24 protein-coding genes are annotated in these 19,724 nt (G+C 50.6%); 13 read left to right on the top strand and 11 right to left on the bottom strand.

Annotated features, from left to right (window positions below; translation table 11 throughout):
* The first annotated feature begins 140 nt into the window (after positions 1–140).
* The 7 genes from sucC (at position 141) to JW499_RS11320 (ending at position 5,950) form a co-directional block, all read left to right on the top strand.
* On the top strand, positions 141–1,307 hold the full coding sequence (gene sucC, locus JW499_RS11350) for an ADP-forming succinate--CoA ligase subunit beta (protein WP_205210708.1): 1,167 nt from the start codon (positions 141–143) through the stop codon (positions 1,305–1,307).
* Between the two features lie 2 nt (positions 1,308–1,309).
* Positions 1,310–2,185, top strand: a complete 876-nt coding sequence (sucD, locus tag JW499_RS11345; RefSeq protein WP_091358072.1) for a succinate--CoA ligase subunit alpha — start codon at positions 1,310–1,312, stop codon at positions 2,183–2,185.
* Between the two features lie 153 nt (positions 2,186–2,338).
* Positions 2,339–2,620 carry an HlyU family transcriptional regulator gene (locus JW499_RS11340; RefSeq protein WP_205210707.1) on the top strand — a complete coding sequence of 94 codons (282 nt, stop codon included), beginning with the start codon at positions 2,339–2,341 and terminating at the stop codon, positions 2,618–2,620.
* A gap of 92 nt (positions 2,621–2,712) precedes the next feature.
* A complete protein-coding gene (locus JW499_RS11335; RefSeq protein ID WP_205210706.1) occupies positions 2,713–3,939 on the top strand; it encodes a S1C family serine protease in 1,227 nt (408 codons plus the stop codon).
* Between the two features lie 11 nt (positions 3,940–3,950).
* Positions 3,951–4,526 carry a hypothetical protein gene (locus JW499_RS11330; protein WP_205210705.1) on the top strand — a complete coding sequence of 192 codons (576 nt, stop codon included), beginning with the start codon at positions 3,951–3,953 and terminating at the stop codon, positions 4,524–4,526.
* A 62-nt stretch (positions 4,527–4,588) separates the two neighbouring features.
* Positions 4,589–5,086 (top strand): MOSC domain-containing protein, encoded by a 498-nt coding sequence (locus JW499_RS11325; protein ID WP_205210704.1) that lies wholly within the window; start codon positions 4,589–4,591, stop codon positions 5,084–5,086.
* Between the two features lie 36 nt (positions 5,087–5,122).
* Positions 5,123–5,950 carry an AraC family transcriptional regulator gene (locus tag JW499_RS11320; RefSeq protein WP_205210703.1) on the top strand — a complete coding sequence of 276 codons (828 nt, stop codon included), beginning with the start codon at positions 5,123–5,125 and terminating at the stop codon, positions 5,948–5,950.
* On the opposite strand, the gene JW499_RS11315 is transcribed toward JW499_RS11320, so the two are convergent.
* Positions 5,939–6,532: a LysE family translocator gene (locus tag JW499_RS11315; protein WP_205210702.1), complete on the bottom strand. Its 594-nt coding sequence runs from the start codon at positions 6,530–6,532 to the stop codon at positions 5,939–5,941. The two genes, JW499_RS11320 and JW499_RS11315, sit on opposite strands and share 12 nt — an antisense overlap.
* Before the next feature lie 177 nt (positions 6,533–6,709).
* Here JW499_RS11315 and JW499_RS11310 point away from each other — a divergent pair, with 177 nt between their 5' ends.
* Positions 6,710–7,225 (top strand): MerR family transcriptional regulator, encoded by a 516-nt coding sequence (locus JW499_RS11310; RefSeq protein ID WP_205210701.1) that lies wholly within the window; start codon positions 6,710–6,712, stop codon positions 7,223–7,225.
* A 93-nt stretch (positions 7,226–7,318) separates the two neighbouring features.
* Here the strand turns inward: JW499_RS11310 and nhaA are convergent, their stop codons facing one another.
* The 4 genes from nhaA to JW499_RS11290 all read right to left on the bottom strand — a co-directional run bounded on the left by nhaA (position 7,319) and on the right by JW499_RS11290 (position 11,938).
* Entirely contained in the window at positions 7,319–8,683 is a 1,365-nt protein-coding gene (gene nhaA, locus JW499_RS11305; protein ID WP_205210700.1) for a Na+/H+ antiporter NhaA, read from the bottom strand.
* Positions 8,684–8,786: 103 nt separating this feature from the next.
* The gene (locus JW499_RS11300) at positions 8,787–9,179 is read right to left on the bottom strand and encodes a Rap1a family protein (RefSeq protein ID WP_205210699.1); all 393 of its coding nucleotides are present in this window, start codon (positions 9,177–9,179) and stop codon (positions 8,787–8,789) included.
* Between the two features lie 237 nt (positions 9,180–9,416).
* The gene (locus tag JW499_RS11295; protein ID WP_205210698.1) at positions 9,417–11,180 is read right to left on the bottom strand and encodes a DEAD/DEAH box helicase; all 1,764 of its coding nucleotides are present in this window, start codon (positions 11,178–11,180) and stop codon (positions 9,417–9,419) included.
* A 77-nt stretch (positions 11,181–11,257) separates the two neighbouring features.
* A complete protein-coding gene (locus JW499_RS11290; protein ID WP_205210697.1) occupies positions 11,258–11,938 on the bottom strand; it encodes a DUF3047 domain-containing protein in 681 nt (226 codons plus the stop codon).
* Between the two features lie 409 nt (positions 11,939–12,347).
* Between JW499_RS11290 and JW499_RS11285 the strand changes: the two genes are divergently transcribed.
* Positions 12,348–12,653 carry an MGMT family protein gene (locus JW499_RS11285; protein WP_332873968.1) on the top strand — a complete coding sequence of 102 codons (306 nt, stop codon included), beginning with the start codon at positions 12,348–12,350 and terminating at the stop codon, positions 12,651–12,653.
* Positions 12,654–12,820: 167 nt separating this feature from the next.
* Here the strand turns inward: JW499_RS11285 and JW499_RS11280 are convergent, their stop codons facing one another.
* The 6 genes from JW499_RS11280 to purM form a co-directional block, all read right to left on the bottom strand.
* Positions 12,821–12,997 (bottom strand): ion channel, encoded by a 177-nt coding sequence (locus tag JW499_RS11280; RefSeq protein ID WP_332874430.1) that lies wholly within the window; start codon positions 12,995–12,997, stop codon positions 12,821–12,823.
* A 183-nt stretch (positions 12,998–13,180) separates the two neighbouring features.
* The gene (locus JW499_RS11275) at positions 13,181–13,576 is read right to left on the bottom strand and encodes an immunity 22 family protein (protein ID WP_205210695.1); all 396 of its coding nucleotides are present in this window, start codon (positions 13,574–13,576) and stop codon (positions 13,181–13,183) included.
* Positions 13,573–13,839: a YfcL family protein gene (locus tag JW499_RS11270; protein WP_091358117.1), complete on the bottom strand. Its 267-nt coding sequence runs from the start codon at positions 13,837–13,839 to the stop codon at positions 13,573–13,575. The genes JW499_RS11275 and JW499_RS11270 overlap by 4 nt, the downstream gene beginning before the upstream one ends.
* A complete protein-coding gene (locus JW499_RS11265) occupies positions 13,839–14,543 on the bottom strand; it encodes a DUF3108 domain-containing protein (protein ID WP_205210694.1) in 705 nt (234 codons plus the stop codon). The genes JW499_RS11270 and JW499_RS11265 overlap by 1 nt, the downstream gene beginning before the upstream one ends.
* Before the next feature lie 3 nt (positions 14,544–14,546).
* Positions 14,547–15,200, bottom strand: a complete 654-nt coding sequence (purN, locus tag JW499_RS11260) for a phosphoribosylglycinamide formyltransferase (protein WP_205210693.1) — start codon at positions 15,198–15,200, stop codon at positions 14,547–14,549.
* 2 nt (positions 15,201–15,202) lie between these two features.
* Entirely contained in the window at positions 15,203–16,261 is a 1,059-nt protein-coding gene (gene purM / locus JW499_RS11255; protein ID WP_205210692.1) for a phosphoribosylformylglycinamidine cyclo-ligase, read from the bottom strand.
* 163 nt (positions 16,262–16,424) lie between these two features.
* Here purM and JW499_RS11250 point away from each other — a divergent pair, with 163 nt between their 5' ends.
* The 4 genes from JW499_RS11250 (at position 16,425) to JW499_RS11235 (ending at position 19,713) form a co-directional block, all read left to right on the top strand.
* Positions 16,425–17,510 (top strand): DUF2066 domain-containing protein, encoded by a 1,086-nt coding sequence (locus tag JW499_RS11250; protein WP_205210691.1) that lies wholly within the window; start codon positions 16,425–16,427, stop codon positions 17,508–17,510.
* A 41-nt stretch (positions 17,511–17,551) separates the two neighbouring features.
* The gene (locus JW499_RS11245; protein WP_205210690.1) at positions 17,552–18,604 is read left to right on the top strand and encodes an AI-2E family transporter; all 1,053 of its coding nucleotides are present in this window, start codon (positions 17,552–17,554) and stop codon (positions 18,602–18,604) included.
* A 148-nt stretch (positions 18,605–18,752) separates the two neighbouring features.
* Positions 18,753–19,457: a DnaA regulatory inactivator Hda gene (gene hda, locus JW499_RS11240; protein WP_091358134.1), complete on the top strand. Its 705-nt coding sequence runs from the start codon at positions 18,753–18,755 to the stop codon at positions 19,455–19,457.
* 19 nt (positions 19,458–19,476) lie between these two features.
* Entirely contained in the window at positions 19,477–19,713 is a 237-nt protein-coding gene (locus JW499_RS11235; protein ID WP_205210689.1) for an RNA-binding protein, read from the top strand.
* Positions 19,714–19,724: the final 11 nt, after the last annotated feature.

Raw genomic sequence — 19,724 nt, 5'->3', positions numbered from 1 at the left:
AAATTTCGACCGGGTAACCCCGGTCGATTATTGTTGAGGGTGGATTGTTTATTACCTGCAACAATTGGGCTGTAAAAAGATACTTTCTCTATATCGTTTTGCAGAGTCCTAATAAGTGTGAAAAAACGACGGATTAGAGCATGAATCTTCATGAGTACCAGGGCAAACAGTTGTTTGCCGAATATGGTCTGCCGGTTTCTAAAGGAATCGCGGTAGATACCCCTGAAGCTGCTGCTGAAGCGGCTCTGAAAATTGGTGGTGATAAGTGGGTTGTTAAGACTCAGGTTCACGCAGGTGGACGTGGTAAAGCCGGTGGCGTGAAGCTGGTTGACTCTCCTGCAGAAGCACAGGCTTTCGCAGCGAACTGGCTGGGTAAAAACCTGGTCACTTATCAGACTGACGCAAATGGTCAGCCAGTTTCCAAAATCTTAGTTGAAGACTGCACTGATATCGCTAATGAGCTGTATCTGGGTGCGGTTGTTGACCGCTCTTCACGTCGTATCGTGTTCATGGCATCCACTGAAGGTGGTGTTGAGATCGAGAAAGTTGCGGAAGAAACGCCAGAAAAAATCCTGAAAGCTACGATTGATCCGGTGACCGGTGCGCAGCCTTACCAGGCACGCGAGCTGGCGTTCAAACTGGGTCTGGAAGGCGTTCAGATTAAGCAGTTCACTCAGATCTTCCTGGGTCTGGCCAAGATGTTCAAAGAAAAAGATCTGGCCCTGCTGGAAATCAACCCTCTGGTTATCACGACTGAAGGCAACCTGCACTGTCTGGATGCTAAGGTAGCGATCGATGGTAACGCTGTATACCGTCACAAAGATCTGCAGGCGATGGAAGATCCATCACAGGAAGACGAGCGTGAAGCACGCGCGGCTGAATGGGATCTGAACTACGTAGCGCTGGATGGCAGCATCGGTTGCATGGTTAACGGTGCAGGTCTGGCAATGGGTACGATGGATATCGTCTCTCTGCACGGTGGCTTCCCGGCTAACTTCCTGGACGTTGGCGGCGGTGCGACTAAAGAGCGTGTAACCGAAGCGTTCAAGATCATTCTTGAAGACGACAAGGTTAAAGCCGTACTGGTTAACATCTTCGGTGGTATCGTACGTTGCGATCTGATTGCAGAAGGTATTATCGGTGCAGTTAAAGAGGTAGGCGTGAACGTACCAGTTGTTGTACGTCTGGAAGGTAACAATGCTGAACTGGGCTCCAAACTGCTGTCTGAGTCTGGTCTGGACATCATTGCAGCAACCAGTCTGACTGATGCTGCTGAGCAGGCAGTTAAAGCAGCGGAGGGTAAATAATAATGTCCGTTCTGATTAATAAAGACACCAAAGTAATCTGTCAGGGTTTCACTGGTGGCCAGGGTACCTTCCACTCTGAACAGGCTATCGCATACGGCACCAAGATGGTTGGTGGTGTTACTCCGGGTAAAGGTGGTACTGAGCATCTGGGTCTGCCGGTGTTTAACACTGTCGCTGAAGCGGTTGAAGCAACCGGTGCAGACGCTTCTGTTATCTACGTTCCAGCGGCATTCTGTAAGGATTCTATCCTGGAAGCTGCGAACGGCGGTATCAAGCTGATCGTCTGTATCACTGAGCACATTCCGGTTATGGATATGCTTGAGTGTAAAGTCGTTTGTGACAACCTGGGTGTTCGCCTGATCGGACCAAACTGCCCGGGTGTTATCACTCCGGGAGAGTGTAAGATCGGTATCATGCCAGGTCACATTCACCTGCCAGGTAAAGTGGGTATCGTGTCCCGTTCCGGCACACTGACCTATGAAGCAGTTAAGCAGACGACTGATGCTGGTTTTGGTCAGTCTACCTGTGTTGGTATCGGTGGTGACCCGATCCCGGGTTCTAACTTCATCGATATTCTGGAAATGTTCCAGAACGATCCACAGACCGAAGCGATTGTTATGATCGGTGAGATCGGTGGTTCAGCTGAAGAGGAAGCGGCTGCTTACATCAAAGCAAACGTAACTAAGCCTGTCGTATCTTATATCGCAGGTGTAACTGCCCCTGCCGGTAAGCGTATGGGTCATGCGGGTGCGATCATCTCCGGTGGTAAAGGTACCGCAGACGAGAAGTTTGCTGCCCTGGAAGCTGCTGGTGTTAAGACTGTTCGCTCTCTGGCTCAGATCGCTGACGGTCTGCGTGAAGTGACGGGTTGGGAATAATCGCTTAGCGATTGTTCCAGTCGCTAGATGTGACTTTGTCACTTGCTAGCCGCTAGATAAAAAACCGCCGGCTGGCGGTTTTTTTGTGTCTGCAGATTGAGTTAACTCAGGTTCTACAGGTATTCTGGAGATATCTATACTTAAGGAGTTTTTATGAGTCTGTTTTCATCTATCAAGTCGATGTTTAGCTCTGCGGATAGTGGCTCTAAACAGCCTGAAAGTCTGCCATCTGAAGAGTATCAGGGTTTTACTATAACGCCTGCCCCGATTAGAGAAGAGGGCGGTTATCGGGTTAATGGGCTGATTACCAAAGGTGAGCAAAGCCATCGGTTTATCCGCGCGGATATGCTGTCATCCAAAGAGAGCTGTGCAGAGGAGATGGTCCGTAAGGCTAAGCAGATGATTGATCAGCAGGGGGATAATATTTTCGGCTGATGTATTCTGCTTGGTACGCTTTTATGATCGTTCAAGGCTGTTTGTATGATAAAGTTTCAGCTATTGACTCTCAGTTTTAAAAGGATTTTTTAATGCGATATCTGATTATTGCTCTTGCATTACTGCTGGCTGGCTGTGAGGTTGCGCCGGTAAAAGATGCTTCCAGTGTCCAGGTTGCAACAAAGCTTGATAATAGTCTGACACTTCCGGTGGCTGCGCCACTCGCCTACTATATTTCCCGTGAAGATCTGCAGCGAGAAGTGTATGGGGCTGACGGCTATTCCCGTTGGAAATTTTATCCCGGGCCCTTATTTAAAAAAGCAGCAGAAATCGTTTATCCAGATTTTTTCTCGGTTGCCGGCCCACTGGCTGAAGATCAGCCTTTTCGCTATCTGGTCAAGCTTAGCAGTGAGGCAGGTTATTCGAATCTGTGGGGCACATTTAAGGTGACAGTCACAGCGTCATACCTTGATCGTCAGGGTAGTGAGGTGTTTAAAACCACAACGGATGCCAGTGTTACCGGGGCAAACTTATGGCAGGAAGCTTATACCAGCATTTATGCTGAGGCCCTGAAAGAATCCACACACCGGTTTCTGAATCATATGGCAGGGCTGAATAATGATTTACAGCAGCCTATTAGTGATGAGGAACGACAAACAGCTGACTTTGATAAACTGTTGGGAGAGATGAAACCCGCAGGCAACGGTACAGGTTTCTTTATAAACAGCACCGGTCAGTTGCTTACGGCAGCTCATGTCGTAAATGAGTGTCTGAAAACCGAAGTGCGATACCACGGGCAAAACTATCCGGCGAACAGGGTTGCGGTTAGCAGGGTTCTTGACCTTGCAGTACTACAGGCAGATCTGCAACCGGCACGTTTTGCCAGCATCCCCGCTAATGCCTCCGATGATGTGGCACTGGGACAGAGTGTATTTGTTACCGGCTATCCACTTGGGAGTATTATGGCGGATTACCCCAGTCTCACAATGGGAAACATCAGCTCTTTGGGAGGCTTGAAAGGTGCGTTGGCCAATCTGCAGTTTTCGGCGCCTGTGCAGCCAGGTAATAGTGGCGGACCATTAATCGACTATAACGGGAATGCTGTAGGGGTGGTCACCAGCAGCCTGAATCAGTCAATGATGCTGGCGAAGACCGGGACCACTTCTCAGAATGTTAATTTTGCTGTGAGTGCCGAATATATGCGCCGCTTTCTCGATCATTCGCATGTTCAGTACCGTTATCAGCCACTGAAGAAGAGTCTTGAAACGGCTTCAGACGCGGCGGTTAAATTCACTGTACAGATATTGTGTTATCAGTAAGGAGTGCTGAAATGTTCACTAATTTAATCCGGCTTAAGATCATCTTGCTGCTGGTTGTGCTTTTTAATTCAAGCCTGGTGCAAGCTGCAAATCCTTCTGAGTCATTTACTGAATATGTTCATCAGGGGGATCCGTATCCTCCTGTATTGTTCCAAAGTAATATTGAGGGCGACTCCTTTACGGAGAAGCTAAAATCCTATGGTGCTTTTAAATCCGTGGACACGGATGCCATGGGCTCGCCTATTGGTATTATCGTTATGAAAGGCTTGCGCATGAAAGCCGATGCAACCAGCTTTTCAAGTTTAATGCTGTCGGCGGGAACCCTTGGGTTAATCCCCGTTGTATCGAATAAAAGCTTTAAAGTTCAGTATGGTGTATTTGTTCAGGGGGATCTGCTGTCTACTTTTGACTACGAGATGACCTCCACGGATGTAGAGAACATGTGGAGCGGTCCCCGTACTTCTGAAATGAAGCCAGCAGAGGAGCTTTTTCTGGAAAACAGTCTGTCGCTGTTTCTGAATGATCTGGCAAAAGACCGGAAGGCTCAGGAGCTCTTTCGTGAGTACTATACCTACTTCGATCGCTGAGTGGTGATGGTTGAAATCAGATCAATTTAAGCGCCTCAGGGCGCTTTTTTATGGTGAATTCGATGACTCAGAAGCAACTGTTTGCCCGCTATAGTAAAGATCTTAATCCCGGCAGGCTTGAGTGGATTGGCCTGCGACCAAGGCGTAAAGAGGATCTTGAGGTGGTTGATACCGTTGAAGCCTTGGCTGGTTTGGGGCTGAAAGGCGATCATCGTTGCAGTAAGACACCGGGCTCTGCCCGGCAGGTTACGCTGATCTCTGCAGAGTTTATCAGGATGATCGAAACCTACACTGGAATTAACACGATTAATCCGGCCCTGTTACGGCGCAATCTGGTGGTCAGTGGTATTAATCTTAATGCTTTACGGCATCAACAGTTCACTATTGGTGATGCGCTGTTTGAAGCAACCGCGTTGTGCCACCCCTGTCGTCGGATGGATCTGGCGCTGGGCCAGGGCGGGGATGCGGCTATGCTGGGGTATGGTGGCCTGTGTGCGCGGGTATTAGAGTCAGGTATGATCGGGGTTGGTGATCCGCTGATACCGCAAGTATCAGGTTGATCGTGGTGACGGACGAAAAGGGTGAAGGGTGGATTGATGGATAGATCAAAGCCTGTTTTTTGGCGTGATTCACGTATGCCTTATGTGGAACTGCGTCAGGTGAGTGATGGCCGGACTGTGTGTTACGCGCCTCATAGCCATGCTCAGTGGTCAATTGGCGCAATTACTGAAGGTATCAGCACGTTTTGTTACCGTGATGACCGGTGTCAGGTCGGTGCCGGTGATCTGGTGCTGATAAATCCTGACTGGGTCCACGCCTGTAATCCGATCGACAATCAGCCCTGGGCATATCTGATGCTCTACATCGATATTGGGTGGCTAACGGCGCTGCGTACCCGGCTTGGCTTGCTGGAGCAGCCTGTGTGGCAAGATATCGGTACCGCAGTTGTTTCTGAGCAGCGGTTTTATCATGGGTACTGTCAGATGGCGGATTATTTGCTGGACTCTGAGGTGGCTCTGCCAGAGAAGCAAACCGCGGTTATCGAATATCTTTCCGGTTTACTAAGGTGCCTGGCCGGTCAATATCCATTGCCACTTGAGAAAGTGCCGCAGGCACTCAGTGATCTTGCGGGGTATCTTGATGAAAATGCAACAGAGGATATTCCCCTGGCAGAGATGTGTCTTCGCACTGGCTATAGCGCCGGTTATCTAATCCGGTCATTTAAGCAGTATTTCAGTCTGACGCCCCATGCATATCAGATAAATCGACGGATCCAGCGGGGGCAGCGGGAGTTAAAACGAGGCAGGCCTATTGCTGAGGTCGCATTGACTGCGGGTTTTACCGACCAGCCCCATTTTCAGCGTACGTTCAAACGAATGGTCGCTGCCACCCCAAATCAGTACAGACAATCTCTACTCAGATAGAAGGTAAAAGCAGCTAGCTACAAGCAGGATAGCCAGAGTCCGGTTGATTATTTTGAGTATTGCAGGCTGGCTGATATATCTGCGCAGACATGCACCTGCATAAACCCAGCTTCCCAGCGATAGCCAACAGATAGGCAGGTAGAGTACTGCAAAAAGAAGCAGCTGCTGCATATCATTACCGCTGGTGTATGCGCCGATTCCTGATGCTGAGGCCAGCCAGGCTTTGGGGTTGAGCCACTGCATCATCACTCCGGTTATAAAACCGGGGGCCGTCCCAGGTTGGTGTTGTGGTAGTTGCCCGTCAAAGGCCGCAAGTTTGACACTCAGGTACAGCAGGAAAATGATACCGCCCCAGCGCAGTAAAATAGTTAAAGCCGGGATCATTTCAAGTGTCGTATAAAGGCCCATCCCGATAGCAATAAACAAAGCAATAAAGCCGAGAGTCGCACCAGTGACAAATGTGAGGCCTTTCGAAATCGGGTACTGGCTGCCACTGCTCAGACAGACGAGATTTACCGGCCCGGGAGAGATGGAGGCTGCTAGCGCAAAAGTCGACATAGATAAAATTATAGACAGGGTCATGCTGTTCTCCTCAGCGAAAGAGGATCAGTATGCCGTGGTCTATGCGCAGGATATTGAACAAAATTGATTTTTATTACGGCGCAGAGGGGGATATTTTGAGGTTTGCTAAGAAAGTCTCTTGACCTGTCTACCGGTGAAGGCTTCAGACTAGCTATGAATCGTGAATGAGGTGTTGATGTGCTGACTATTTCTCTACTGGCTAAAAAGTTCAATCTTTCACGGACGACAATTCACTATTATGAGCGGGAAGGATTGTTACATCCTGTTAAGAGGGATCTCAATGGCTATCGGCTTTATGGTGAGAAGGCGCTGTCCCGGTTATCGCAGATTGTGAGCTACCGGGCACTGGGCGTTCCTGTTTCTGAGATCGCGCTGCTGCTGGATGGAAACGGTGAGCAGAAGCGAATTCTGCAGGATCAGTTGCAGCGTCTACAGGCAGAGATAGAGCGGCTTCATCAACAGCAGATGGCGATTCTTAAATTTATGAAACAGCCGGAAACTGAGGAGAATGGTATGGTGACGAAAGAGCGCTGGACAGAGATCATGAGAGCCGCAGGGCTAAGTGATGATGATATGCATAACTGGCACATACAGTTTGAAACACTGGAACCTGAAGCGCATCAGGAGTTTCTTGAGTCCTTGCAGATAGATGCCGATGAAATCGATCGAATCCGGGCGTGGTCGCTTTGTTAACTGTTTAGCTGCAGTGTCAGTAGGATTAAAACGGTTTCTTCAACCATAAAGAGAGCCGTATGGCTCTCTTTGATCTGAGAAGAAACGCTGTAATCAAATCGGTTTTGGTGACTTAAAGTACAGCCAGCTAAAGCCGATCAGGCCTGATATCAGGGAAGCAAACAGAATCCCTGTTTTAGCCATCAGAAGGTCAGCAGGATATTGGGCAAAGCCGAGTTCGGCGATAAAGATTGACATGGTAAAACCGATCCCCCCCATGAAAGCCACCCCAATGATATGATTAAAGTTAAGGCCAGAAGGCAGATCGCTGACTTTCAGTTTGACTGCCAGCCAGGTAAAACCGGCAATACCGATCAGTTTGCCCAGAATCAGCCCGGCACCTATGCCCATAGCGACAGGATGAGCAATAACATCTGAAATCTCTGACCAGTTAATCGGTACACCGGCATTTGCCAGCGCAAAGATAGGGATAATCAGATAAGCCGAAGGCAGATGCAGGTTGTGTTCAAGTACCTGAGCCGGTGCCTGAACTTTATATACCCCTTCCCCCAGTGCCCGTACCCGGGACCTTAAAGCATCGTTAATGATGATGTTTTCATTCTGGCTGAACAGGCTTTTGATGTGATCGGCACTGTCACGTACCAGTGAATGGAAGCGGGCGGGGTCATACTTGGGCTTCATGGGAATGGTAAATGCCAGCAGAACCCCTGCAAGCGTGGCATGAACTCCGCTTTTTAGCATCGCCACCCAGAGTACCACGCCAATCAGCGAGTAGGGCAGAATCCGGCGGACGCCACCCAGGTTGAGGCAGATTAACAGAAATATCATCAATCCGGCGGTTAGCAGTGCGGTCAAATTGATTGTCTCGGTATAGAACACTGCGATAACAATAACCGCCCCAAGGTCGTCAACAATGGCCAGTGCGACCAGAAACATCAGCAAATTCTGCGGCACCCGCTTACCAAGCAGTGCCAGTGCACCCAGGGCGAAGGCGATATCGGTTGCCATCGGAATACCCCAGCCGTTCAGGGTGTGCCCTTCGGGGTTGATTGATACATAGATCAGCGCGGGCATCAGCATGCCGCCTGCCGCAGCAATAATGGGTAGTGAGGCCTGCTTTATATTTGCCAGCTCGCCGACCAGTAGTTCCCGTTTAAGCTCCAGTCCAACTACCAGGAAAAACAGTGCCATCAGACCATCATTAATCCAGTGGTGAACGGTTTTTGACAGCTGAAAACCGTCCATACCGATAACGAACTTTGATTGAAGGAAGTGGTGATAGCCTTCATTCAGCTGACTGTTTGCAATGATAAGTGCCACAACGGCAAACAGCATTAGCAGAATACCACTGGTTGTCTGGCGGTGGATAAACTCCTCAAATGGGGTTAGCACGGTTTCGAATGCTCGTTCCCAGGGGGCAATATACTCTTTGCCAGCTACTCTGCTTCTCCGTCTCATCAATCTCTCCAAGCTACAGATAGATACTGTTAATATCGCTGCTGCATTGTAACTAAATCATAGCCTTATGCATGTGTTGTTTTAACTTTTCTTCGGTGCAGGGTTAATCCTGACAGGGGTAGAGTGATTTGATTATGTTATAAAGAAATATGTCGCGCTGAGTGTTGTCCGGGCGCGGAGTTTTGCTGAGTGTATCGAGGATGCTGCTGATCAGTGAATCGTGCGTGGCGCCTTCCGGAAGGCAGAATCCTGCCAGATAGGTAGACTGCTCGGCGGGATGCTCTTTGCCAAGGCGGGTTCTGTAAGCCCGTAAGATAAACTCACTTTCATTTCCTGAACTTATATTGTCAATGATGGCACCATCAGTGAGGTCTGCGCCTGCCAGGAAGCCAGCAATATAGTCAGGGCTGATCGCATCATAGGCATGATGCTCAGCAAAGGCAGCAGGGGGCGCTGGAAAAGCAAGGGCTGCTACTAAAGCGATTGTTTTTTTCATAACGTCTTTCCTTCCGATGCAGTTATCTTTGTCGCTATACGTCCCGTTGAGCAGGATCAGATCTCTGATGGGGCAGATCTATTGTGTTTGCATAGAATAGTGATCATATGCAGGATTATCCAGTGGAGTCGTTTCTCAGCCAATATTGCCGGAGTGCCAATCAAAGGGTGAGTTCCGCGCCATATTCAGGACAAAAAAAGAGAGCCCCAGGGCTCTCTTGATCAGATTGATATGTTCTTAAGCGTCGCGACGTGGGCGGGGCTTTCGCGGCGCACCACGGTCATTGCCGCCGCGGTCGTTACGCCCTTTGCCTTTAAAGTCGCCCCGGGGTTTACGGGGGGCTGGACGGGCAATTTCACCTTCCATCAGGCTGATATCGATCTTTTTACGACAGATAAATACCCCTTTCAGTTGCTGCAGAACCTCAGGTGGCATCCCTTTGGGTAGCTGAACGGTGCTGTGGTCATCAAACAGACGGATATCGCCAATATGACGGCTATTGATATCAGCCTCATTGGCAATTGCTCCAACGATGTTTTTCACCTGAACACCATCATTACGTCCTACTTCAAGGCGATAGACATCCAGATCAGCATAGTTGATCCGTTCGCGCTTCGCGCCCCGTTCGCCATCACGGCTGTCGCGATCATTATCCCGCTCACGACGTGGACGTGGTTCAGGTTCTGGAGGAAGTATCAGTGGCTTATCTTTCTGTGCCATGTAAAGCAGGGCAGAGGCCAGATCCAGTGTTTCCAGTTCAGTATCAGAGGCCAGTTGATCAACCAGCTCCCGGTAAGTTGACATATCCTCATCATTGAAGATGCTGGCAACCTGTTCACGGAACGACTCCAGACGTTTATTCTGCACCATATCGCGGGAGGGCAGATCCATCTGTCTTATTGGCTGACGGGTCGCCTGTTCGATCTGTTTCAGCAGACGTCGTTCACGGGGGGCGACAAACAGAATCGCTTTACCATCACGACCGGCGCGACCGGTACGACCGATACGGTGGACATAGGCTTCGGTGTCGTAAGGGATATCGTAGTTGATAACCATACCGACACGCTCTACATCCAGTCCGCGGGCGGCAACGTCTGTTGCAACCAGAATGTCCAGCTTGGCATCCTTGAGTCGCTGCACGGTGCGTTCACGCAGTTGCTGGTTCATATCGCCGTTAAGTGGTGCCGCCGCATAGCCCCGGGCCTCAAGTTTTTCAGCGATCTCAGTGGTGGCTGTTTTGGTGCGGGCAAAGATGATAATGCCGCCGCAGTCTTCAGTTTCCAGAATCCGGACCAGTGCATCCAGCTTGTTTACACCCGAAACGATCCAGCAGCGCTGATCGATATTTTCCATGGTGGTGGTTTTGGAGGCGATCTTGATCTCTTTCGGCTCGCGCATGTAACGCTTGGTAATGCGGCGGATCTGCTCCGGCATAGTTGCAGAGAACAGCGCGGTTTGTCGTGCCGCAGGGGTTTTAGCCATGATGGTTTCAACATCATCGATAAAGCCCATGCGTAGCATTTCGTCTGCCTCGTCCAGCACCATCGCTTTCAGTTCATCAAGAATCAGTGTGCCGCGATCCAGGTGATCCATTACCCGGCCAGGTGTACCAACGACAACGTGCGGGCCGCGACGTAACTGTTTCAGTTGCAGAGTGTAGCTCTGGCCACCATAGATGGGTAAAACATGAAAACCAGGAATGTGACGCGCGTAAGCCTGAAAGGCTTCAGCCACCTGAACTGCCAGTTCGCGAGTAGGTGCAAGCACCAGAACCTGAGGTTTATTAAGTTTCAGGTCGATACGACTCAGCAGGGGCAGGGCAAAAGCCGCAGTTTTACCGGTACCTGTTTGTGCCATCCCCAGGACATCATCTCCGTTCAGTAGTAACGGAATACAGGCGGCCTGGATGGGAGACGGTGTTTCATAGCCAAGCTCTGTTATGGATTTAAGAACGGAAGAGGGGAGATCAAGGTCGCTGAATGCGACTTGTGTGTCTGACATATTTGAAGGTACCGGAAGGAATGGAATTGTAAAACGCGAAATTATACGCCTATTGTCGAATAAAAGCCCGTATTTTATTATCGCGACTCAGAGTCAGGTGCTAATGGGGTGTCGGATAAGCTCAGATCATCATACCAGCTTAAAAAGCGTGTGCCGCTATTGTCGCTGTCTGTCATGATGGCGATTGCCTGAATCTGCGTATAGGTTTTATTGAACGCGGTGTTAAGATCCTGCTGAAGGTTGCGACTGTGCTGTACCCACTGACCAGTCTGGTTGTTGCCGCTGTTAAGGGCCCACATTGTTGCCCGATCGGTAAACGGGTTAAGCCAGCGGCTGTCTACCGGCTGATTATTGGACCATACATAAACGAGGGTTCGTTTTTGCCAGAAAAAGGGGCCGTCTGATACGACGATATACACCCGTACGGGAAAGTCATCCCCCGCCTTCGTGGTTTCTGCGGCTGTTGGTAAGGTTTTGCTGATTTTCCAGCGCCAGTTAAGGTATGTTGTTGAGTCGATAGAGATATCTTTTTTATAGTAAAGCCCGGATGCAGAGCTATCTGAGCGTGCTTCCAGTATCTGATTATCCGCTTCAGTCATCAGATTGTAGCGTGTTTCTCCGGCAAAACTCTCTTTTTGCCACTGAGTCATACCCTGTGAATCAAACCGGGGAAGCTGTGCCGGTGTGGACCAGGTGGACGGGGTGGTCAGTGCTGATATCAGCGTGATTGTGAGAACTGCTGGATAAATATTATACATATTGGCTTTACACTTTTTAGTTTCGACTATACTAAAAGTACGTTTTAGATCAGTGTATCAGAGTTTTGAGGCCCATTTCCCCTTCTGGCTATTCTCTGAAATGATCTGCTGCCGGTAGCTGCTGTTTCCAGGCAGTTGCGGCACAAAGTACTGATCTGTAACTACGGGCGAAAAGGCTGTTGTAATGTTCCCCTTTTTATAGCAGCCGTTCATCGTGTTACCCTTCGCTCACCCAAGGGGCCTGGTTTTCCAGGCCCCTTTCTGTTGGGGTTATAGTATCTCTCTTGGTGAACAAACTGCCCTATTGGGGCCTGATGATAAGCTGACTGCAGCCAGGCCGAGGTGGGGTTTTCGCCAATATCGCGATCCAGTATAGTGATAATAGTGTTTTTACTAAGAGGTTTCTTCTGTGGTGCAGAATCCGGCCTATGAGATGATATGGCAGGTTGTGGCGGCCATCCCTTCGGGTAAGGTCGCTACCTATGGTCAGGTGGCAGAGCTGGCGGGTGTATCCGGTTCAGCCCGGTTGGTTGGCCGCTGTCTGAGTCAGTTGCCTCGCGATACGCGACTGCCCTGGTATCGGGTGATCAATGCCAAAGGTCAGATCTCATTTCCAGCTGGAAGTGAAGGATACCTCAGGCAGGTTAAACGGCTGCAGGAAGAGGGGGTAGCGGTGCTGAATGGCCGGATCAGTCTGGCCAGGTTTCGTTGGTAACCCTGTATTCGCTCGCCTGTCGATTGCTAACTTCTATGCAGTTGTAAGCGGTTTTACAGCCCCTGTTGCTGGCGAGTCTGTTGTAATGTGCAGGATTTCAGCTGTTTAATCAGAAGATCAAGTTTATGCTCTAACTCTTTGTTGTGCTTTATGATTTCCTCATTTTGTCAGCGCAGCATTTTGCTGTCGATCTGCGCGCCAATAAATCCGACGATCCTGACACCGATATAGAACATCAGAGCAACGATAATTCTGCCGCCCTGGCTGACCGGGTAGAAGTCACCGAAGCCGATGGTACTGGCACTCATCTGCAGTGCCCAGCAGGCGTTTGCGTAGCTGAGAATATTAGCCTGGGATGGAGCTGTTCAAACCAGAGCGGGGGAAATGAAAGCAGGGCGATCAGGCTATAGAGTAATACGAACGCCAGCCCCCCCGAGAAACAGACTGCTGTAGTTGCGGACATTGTACTCATCGGTGGAATAGATATATCGCCTGACCATCGGTCCCTCTTTGCGTGGATTCCTGACTTATTCTAAATTGTCGGCGTCCATATCGTATGGAAAACAGCCGGCGAAATGGACATATTCATCATTGAAGATATGGGTTTTCTTCGCGCGATATTCAAAATCGAACATCAGTATCAGCCAGCTGATTTGCGGGTTGCCGAGTTTGTCTATCTTTTTAATCACCGCCTCTCCATAGGAGTATGACCAGGAGCAGGGCGCTATAATGTTGCGAACACTCTGAAGGCCGGTTTCGCAGCCGTTGGTTTCCATATTTTCAGGGTTGTAACTGCTGATCTGGAAGTTTCTGGCCCATTGATCCAGCCCCTGTTCATCCTCTTCAAAATAGCTGTCAGGAATGCTGGCGTAGTCAGTCGTTGAGTACCAGACTGAAACAATACCCTCTTTTTCAAAATTCATGCATCTGTCTCGCTTAGCTGAGCCCAGAGTGAGCGGATATCGTGGAGATCCTCAGTACTGAGTTTGTCAATTTTAAAAGCATCTTCCAGGCTGTTTTCTACCCGTTGATTGAATTGGTCTGCGGTGTCGCCCTGTTCGGCGCTTACCAGGCTGATATGTCCCAGCAGATAACTACAGAGAAACAGCAGATTGGGTTCAGCTCTTTGCTCCATTTCGATCAGTCGGTTGTAAATCGATTCAGCCTGTTGTTGGTATGCGTTCATCAGGGGTCCATAAATTCCAGTTTATCGATCAGCAGGCTGTACTCTTTGCCGCTTTTTTCGACCTGTTGCAGTTTAATCACGATATAGTCGAGTTCGGGAGCAAACCAGATATAGGTTTCACGCTTACTATCGGAGCCGCGGTCGCGCTGGATTTTAACCGCTTCAAAAGAGCCGATCGCCGTGGTTACTGTTTCGGTACCGAGTTTGATAAAGGGGTAGGTTTTGATTTTTCCACCGTCGGCGACTTTGTAAACCAGATCATCTTTGCCCGCAGCAAGGTCCAGGCGTAGCTGCATCTGATAGCTGAGATTGTCCTGAGTGCCTGGTGCAACATCCATGGTCCAGGGCTTCTTCGATACATCGTTCAGTACGGTGCCGGTGTTCCAGTTGAACTGTAATACCGCGTTCTTGTTGCCACCAATCACTTTGCGGTGATATTCATAATGCTGTGGCTGGACGGACTGGTCCTGAATGGTGAACTCAGAAAACTCATGCACTTCAGCAATCAGGGCTTCAGCTGTGAGCGAGGAGACCCAGCTATCCCCCTTGCGTTTCAGTTCACCGATCGCGTTTCCGCCAAAGGAGATGCCCATATCCCATTGTGCTTTATAAACCGCCCGAAAGGGCTTGAATAGTTCAGAGGCGTGCCCAGGCGCTGCCGAAACCAGTAAAAGTGCAGAGATAAATAGTGTGCCGATGCGCATCAGTTACTCCTGAATGAATTGATATCCTTCAGGTGCCAGAGTAGCCCCATCGAGCTGAACAGCTCCTGAAACCGTAAGCGCCAGTCGATCAGCACAGAACCATTCAACCGCCAGTGGATAGATCTGGTGTTCTGCACTGTGAACCCGTTGTTGCAGGCTGTCGGCATCATCGCTGGTCTGAATGTCGATCGGTGCCTGAATTGCCGGTGGTCCGCCATCCAGCTCTTCAGTGACAAAATGAACCGTGCAGCCGTGTTGTGAATCGCCAGCTTCTATCGCACGCTGGTGAGTATGAAGCCCTTTGTATTTGGGCAGCAGGGATGGATGGATATTCAGCATCCGCCCCTGATAATGACGTACAAAGTCCGCTGTCAGGATGCGCATAAAGCCAGCCAGCACGATCAGATCGGGGTGGTGGGCATCAATCGCTTCCATCATCGCTGCGTCGAAGCTTTCTCTGCTATCAAACAGCCGATGGTTGATAACGATCTGAGGTATGCCGGCTTGCCGGGCGCGTTCAAGCCCGAAGACCCCCTCTTTGTTGCTGAGCACCGCAGCGATGCGGCCATTAATCTGGCCGCATGCGATAGCATCGATGATCGCCTGCAGGTTTGAACCGCTGCCAGAGATCAGCACAACAATGCTTTTCTCTGCCATTCTCAGGCCTCCAGGCCCAGCAGTTCGACCTGCTCTTCACCCTCAGTTGCGTTAGCGATCTCACCAATGATAAATGGCGCTTCTCCCGCGCCTGTAAGAATCTCAAGCGCAGCGTCAGCCGTATTCGATGGGACGACGATCACCATACCGATACCGCAGTTCAGGGTGCGATACATCTCACGGGAATCGACATTGCCCAGCGTCTGAATCCAGCGGAACACCTCAGGCATCTGCCAGCTGTTGACATCAATGACGGCTTTAGCGCTTTGTGGCAGAACCCGCGGAATGTTTTCCAGCAGACCGCCGCCAGTAATATGGGACAGAGCATTCACCTGGCTCTTTCTGATCAGCTCCAGTACCGGCTTAACATAGATGCGGGTGGGTTCCAGCAGTGCCTCAGTCAGTGGCTTGCCATCGACAGTGCCGCTCAGGTCAGCTTCACGCACCTCTATGATCTTGCGGATCAGAGAGTAACCATTTGAGTGCGGGCCGGAAGAGGGCAGTGCAATCAGCGTGTCACCGACACTGACTTTAGAGCCATCAATGATCTCATCTTTTTCCACTACGCCAACGCAGAAGCCTGCCAGGTCATAATCTTCGCCTTCATACATGCCCGGCATTTCGGCGGTTTCACCACCCACCAGGGCCGCGCCAGCCAGTTCGCAGCCAGCGCCAATGCCGGTTACCACATCTGCAGCAATATCGATGTTCAGTTTGCCTGTCGCATAGTAGTCAAGGAAGAACAGTGGTTCGGCTCCGGCAACGATCAGGTCGTTGACGCACATCGCGACCAGATCGATACCGATAGTATCATGCTTGTTCAGGTCCATCGCCAGACGCAACTTGGTGCCTACGCCGTCAGTACCGGAAACCAGTACGGGTTTCTTATAGCCCTCAGGTATTTCACACAGGGCTCCGAAACCACCCAGGCCGCCCATCACTTCGGGGCGTGCGGTGCGTTTCGCAACGCCTTTAATACGGTCAACCAGTGCGTTACCTGCATCGATATCGACGCCAGCGTCTTTGTAGCTGATAGGAGTGTTATTGTCAGTTGCAGACATAGTGTGTATGAACCTGTTCGGGCTGATTACTGATAGAAAAAAATTTGACGCGTATTCTAACAGGTTGCTGGTGAGGCGGCTATTGTGTGTTAAAGTTTATGCCGTTTTAAAGGACACTTTTTTTCAGACGCCCGGGATTGTTGTCCGGGCCGCAAAACAGGGTATGAAAACGATCATGATGCGCAACTTTTGTAACTGTCTCCTGGTATGGGTCTTTGCAGGCTTATCGACGCTGGCTCAGGCAGCTACGGTAAATGGACTTTATACGGCTGAGATGCTGGTGCCTGAACAACACGCTCAGCCATCAGACGTGCAGTTGCAAGCGGGCCTCAAAACCGTACTGATTAAAGTCTCCGGACGCAGTGCTGTAGTTAACAAGCCTGCCGTGGTGAATGCATTGCAGCAGCCTGCAGCCTGGCTCAGTCAGTTCAGTTATCAGGCGACCCAGACTCCGGTAGCGGCTGGTGATGGTCGTGAGGTATTGGGACAGCGGTTGCTGCTTGAGTTTGATCCGGTGATGATCGACCAGTTACTGAACAAATCAGCTATGAAAGCGATCGGCCATGCCCGGCCGGTGATTCTGGTGTGGCTGGCACAACAGCGGGGTGCAGCGGGCCGGGATTTTGTGTCACAGGAGAGTCCCATATATGCTGAGTTGCGACAGCAGGCTGATCTGAGAGGCTTGCCCGTGAGTGTGCCACTACTAGACCTGGATGATCAGAATGCCGTTGATGTCAGTGATCTTTGGGGCTTCTTTCGCGAACCGGTGTTACATGCATCCGCGCGTTATCAGCCCGATGGTGTGCTGATCGGGCGCCTGGTGCAGGGTGGAAGCGGTGCTTGGCAAACTGAATGGTTGTTGCTGAAAGATGGTCAGGCCCGCTCGTTCAGCCCGTCGGGCTCTTTGTCAGAACAGATAAGCCAGGTGATGAATGAGACCGCTGATTTTGCGCTGGCCTCGCTGGGGGCATCCAGTTTTAACTACGTCGAAACAGGATTGCAACTTGAAGTCGCTAATATAGTGGAGATAGAAGACTATCTGCAGTTACTGGATTATCTGCGCCAGCTACCCCCGGTTGATGCTGTGCGGGTCAGTGGTGTTGATGCTGACCGGGTGCTGTTCCGGGTTGAGATTCAGGGGGGAATTCAGGCCCTGGAGCAGGCGATTCGTCTAAATCCGCGGATGACAGCGATGTCGCGGGTGCATACTGGGGCTGAAGCTGTTTATAGCTATCGCTGGCAGCAGTAATAATGGACGCTGTTTTAAAGGCCGGTTGAAAGGGAGTGTTTATGAGTGATTCGCAGCGCTGGTTTTTCCTGATTTTTACCCTGATAGTGGGGTTTCTCCTGTATCTGCTACAGCCGATACTATCCCCTTTTCTGATTGCAGCGTTGCTGGCATATCTGACTGACCCGCTGGCCGACAGGCTGGAAGCGCGGGGGCTGAGCCGCACGCTGTCAGTGGTTGTGGTGTTTCTGGTGATGACCACTGTTTTGCTGTTACTGGTGATCCTGTTGATACCCAAGCTGGGTCATCAGGTGCAGGTGATGGTGAAAATGGTGCCCCAGGTATTCTCTATGATTCAGACCGTCTGGATACCCTGGCTGGAGGAACATACCGGATTGTCCTTTGCCGAGTTCGATCTTCAGAGTCTGCAGGCGCTGATGAGTGGGCACTGGCAGCAGACAGGCAGTCTTGTGAAAGGAGTGTTTAGCAGTGTGAGTCAGTCCGGACTGGCGCTGGCCGCCTGGGTGGCTAATCTGGCTCTGATCCCTGTGGTGATGTTCTATCTGTTACGCGACTGGGACGTGATGATGGATAAAATTGGCGTGCTATTGCCGCGTAATGTTGAAAGAAAGGTCACCCTTTGGGCGCAGGAGTGTGATGAGGTGTTGGGGGCTTTCATCAAGGGGCAGTTGCTGGTTATGCTGGCGCTGGGGGTGATCTACTCCCTGGGACTCTGGGCCGTCGGGCTGGATCTGGCACTGCTGGTCGGAATGCTTGCCGGCCTGGCCAGTATCGTTCCCTATATGGGGTTTATTATCGGTATTGTCGTTGCCGGTGTTGCGGCGATGTTGCAATTTAATGATATCACTATGCTGGGCTGGGTCGGCGCGGTATTTGCGGTGGGTCAGGCGTTGGAAGGAATGGTGCTGACACCCTTGTTGGTGGGGGATCGTATCGGCCTGCATCCCGTGGCCGTTATTTTTGCCATCATGGCCGGTGGGCAGTTGTTTGGTTTTGTCGGGATTTTGATTGCACTTCCCGTTGCTGCCGTTATTATGGTGCTCCTCCGACATCTGCATCAGGGATATAAAAGTAGTAAACTTTATGACTGTTAAACAGTCAGTAATAAGTACAATGCAGTGATTTAACGTTCAGCGCTCACAAATCGCGGGCTTAAAGTACAGCAAAGCTTACAAACCCAGAACATTTAACGATGAGAAAGGCCCGGTGTTCAGCTGCAGGCCTGAATAAGTATTGATATAGATGAGTAGTCCTGAACCGTTTCAGATACCGCTGGGTATCACTCTGCGGGATGATGCCCGATTTGAGAATTTCCTTTGTCAGGGGAACGAGCTGCTGTGCAACACGCTGGATCAGGCTGCCCGGGGTGAAGGCGAGCAGTACCTGTATATCTGGGGCAACAGTGACAGCGGTTGCTCCCATTTACTCCAGGCGGTGTGCCATGCCTCTGATCCTGTGGGGCGAACTGCTGTATACCTGCCCCTTGATGAGCTGCTTGATATGGGGCCGGGGGTGTTGGAAGGTATGGAACACCTTGATCTTGTGTGCCTCGATCATATTCAGATTATTGCCGGCAATAAGCAGTGGGAAGAGGGCGTGTTTCATTTTTTCAACCGTATCCGGGCTGAAAATAATCGCTTATTGGTTGCCGGAGACCGCGCGCCACGGCAACTGAGCCTTAATCTGCCCGATCTGGCATCCAGGCTGAGTTGGGGAATGGTGTTTCAGGTGCATAATCTGGACGATGATGGCAAGGTGCGCGCTTTGCAGCTGCGTGCCCAGGGACGCGGCTTCACGATCAGCGAAGAGGTGGCCTGGTTTCTGATCCATCGTGCCAGTCGCAGTATGACTGATCTGTTTGAATTGCTGGATAAACTGGACTCTGCATCACTCAGCGCCAAGCGTAAAGTGACCATACCATTCGTTAAACAGGTTCTGGGTCTCTGATTATTAATTGCGGCGTATTATGAATATTATCCTTGCAGGCTTTACATCGGATGTTACTGAAGCTGAACTGAGGGAGCTGCTCTCTCGTTACGCTGAAGTTGATGAGTTGGAGATTATACCGGGTGATCTGCCGGAACAGACGGTTGCGGTCCTGACAGTCGAGGCAAGTAATGCTGAGGCACACTGGGTTTCCCGTCGGTTGACTGGCCTGTATTGGCATGGTCACTCTCTGCGGGCCTATGTATCGCTGTTTTGATACGAAGGCTG

Origin of the sequence: Amphritea pacifica (assembly GCF_016924145.1) — a bacterium.
Taxonomy (GTDB): Bacteria; Pseudomonadota; Gammaproteobacteria; order Pseudomonadales; family Balneatricaceae; genus Amphritea; species Amphritea pacifica.
This window is presented reverse-complemented; position numbering and strand designations above follow the sequence as displayed.

Coding starts and splice junctions, on each gene's coding strand:
- sucC (WP_205210708.1), top strand. CDS start 141: ATGAATCTTCATGAGTACCAGGGCAAACAGTTGTTTGCCGAATATGGT.
- sucD (WP_091358072.1), top strand. CDS start 1,310: ATGTCCGTTCTGATTAATAAAGACACCAAAGTAATCTGTCAGGGTTTC.
- JW499_RS11340 (WP_205210707.1), top strand. CDS start 2,339: ATGAGTCTGTTTTCATCTATCAAGTCGATGTTTAGCTCTGCGGATAGT.
- JW499_RS11335 (WP_205210706.1), top strand. CDS start 2,713: ATGCGATATCTGATTATTGCTCTTGCATTACTGCTGGCTGGCTGTGAG.
- JW499_RS11330 (WP_205210705.1), top strand. CDS start 3,951: ATGTTCACTAATTTAATCCGGCTTAAGATCATCTTGCTGCTGGTTGTG.
- JW499_RS11325 (WP_205210704.1), top strand. CDS start 4,589: ATGACTCAGAAGCAACTGTTTGCCCGCTATAGTAAAGATCTTAATCCC.
- JW499_RS11320 (WP_205210703.1), top strand. CDS start 5,123: ATGGATAGATCAAAGCCTGTTTTTTGGCGTGATTCACGTATGCCTTAT.
- JW499_RS11315 (WP_205210702.1), bottom strand. CDS start 6,532: ATGACCCTGTCTATAATTTTATCTATGTCGACTTTTGCGCTAGCAGCC.
- nhaA (WP_205210700.1), bottom strand. CDS start 8,683: ATGAGACGGAGAAGCAGAGTAGCTGGCAAAGAGTATATTGCCCCCTGG.
- JW499_RS11300 (WP_205210699.1), bottom strand. CDS start 9,179: ATGAAAAAAACAATCGCTTTAGTAGCAGCCCTTGCTTTTCCAGCGCCC.
- JW499_RS11295 (WP_205210698.1), bottom strand. CDS start 11,180: ATGTCAGACACACAAGTCGCATTCAGCGACCTTGATCTCCCCTCTTCC.
- JW499_RS11290 (WP_205210697.1), bottom strand. CDS start 11,938: ATGTATAATATTTATCCAGCAGTTCTCACAATCACGCTGATATCAGCA.
- JW499_RS11275 (WP_205210695.1), bottom strand. CDS start 13,576: ATGAATTTTGAAAAAGAGGGTATTGTTTCAGTCTGGTACTCAACGACT.
- JW499_RS11270 (WP_091358117.1), bottom strand. CDS start 13,839: ATGAACGCATACCAACAACAGGCTGAATCGATTTACAACCGACTGATC.
- JW499_RS11265 (WP_205210694.1), bottom strand. CDS start 14,543: ATGCGCATCGGCACACTATTTATCTCTGCACTTTTACTGGTTTCGGCA.
- purN (WP_205210693.1), bottom strand. CDS start 15,200: ATGGCAGAGAAAAGCATTGTTGTGCTGATCTCTGGCAGCGGTTCAAAC.
- purM (WP_205210692.1), bottom strand. CDS start 16,261: ATGTCTGCAACTGACAATAACACTCCTATCAGCTACAAAGACGCTGGC.
- JW499_RS11250 (WP_205210691.1), top strand. CDS start 16,425: ATGAAAACGATCATGATGCGCAACTTTTGTAACTGTCTCCTGGTATGG.
- JW499_RS11245 (WP_205210690.1), top strand. CDS start 17,552: ATGAGTGATTCGCAGCGCTGGTTTTTCCTGATTTTTACCCTGATAGTG.
- hda (WP_091358134.1), top strand. CDS start 18,753: ATGAGTAGTCCTGAACCGTTTCAGATACCGCTGGGTATCACTCTGCGG.
- JW499_RS11235 (WP_205210689.1), top strand. CDS start 19,477: ATGAATATTATCCTTGCAGGCTTTACATCGGATGTTACTGAAGCTGAA.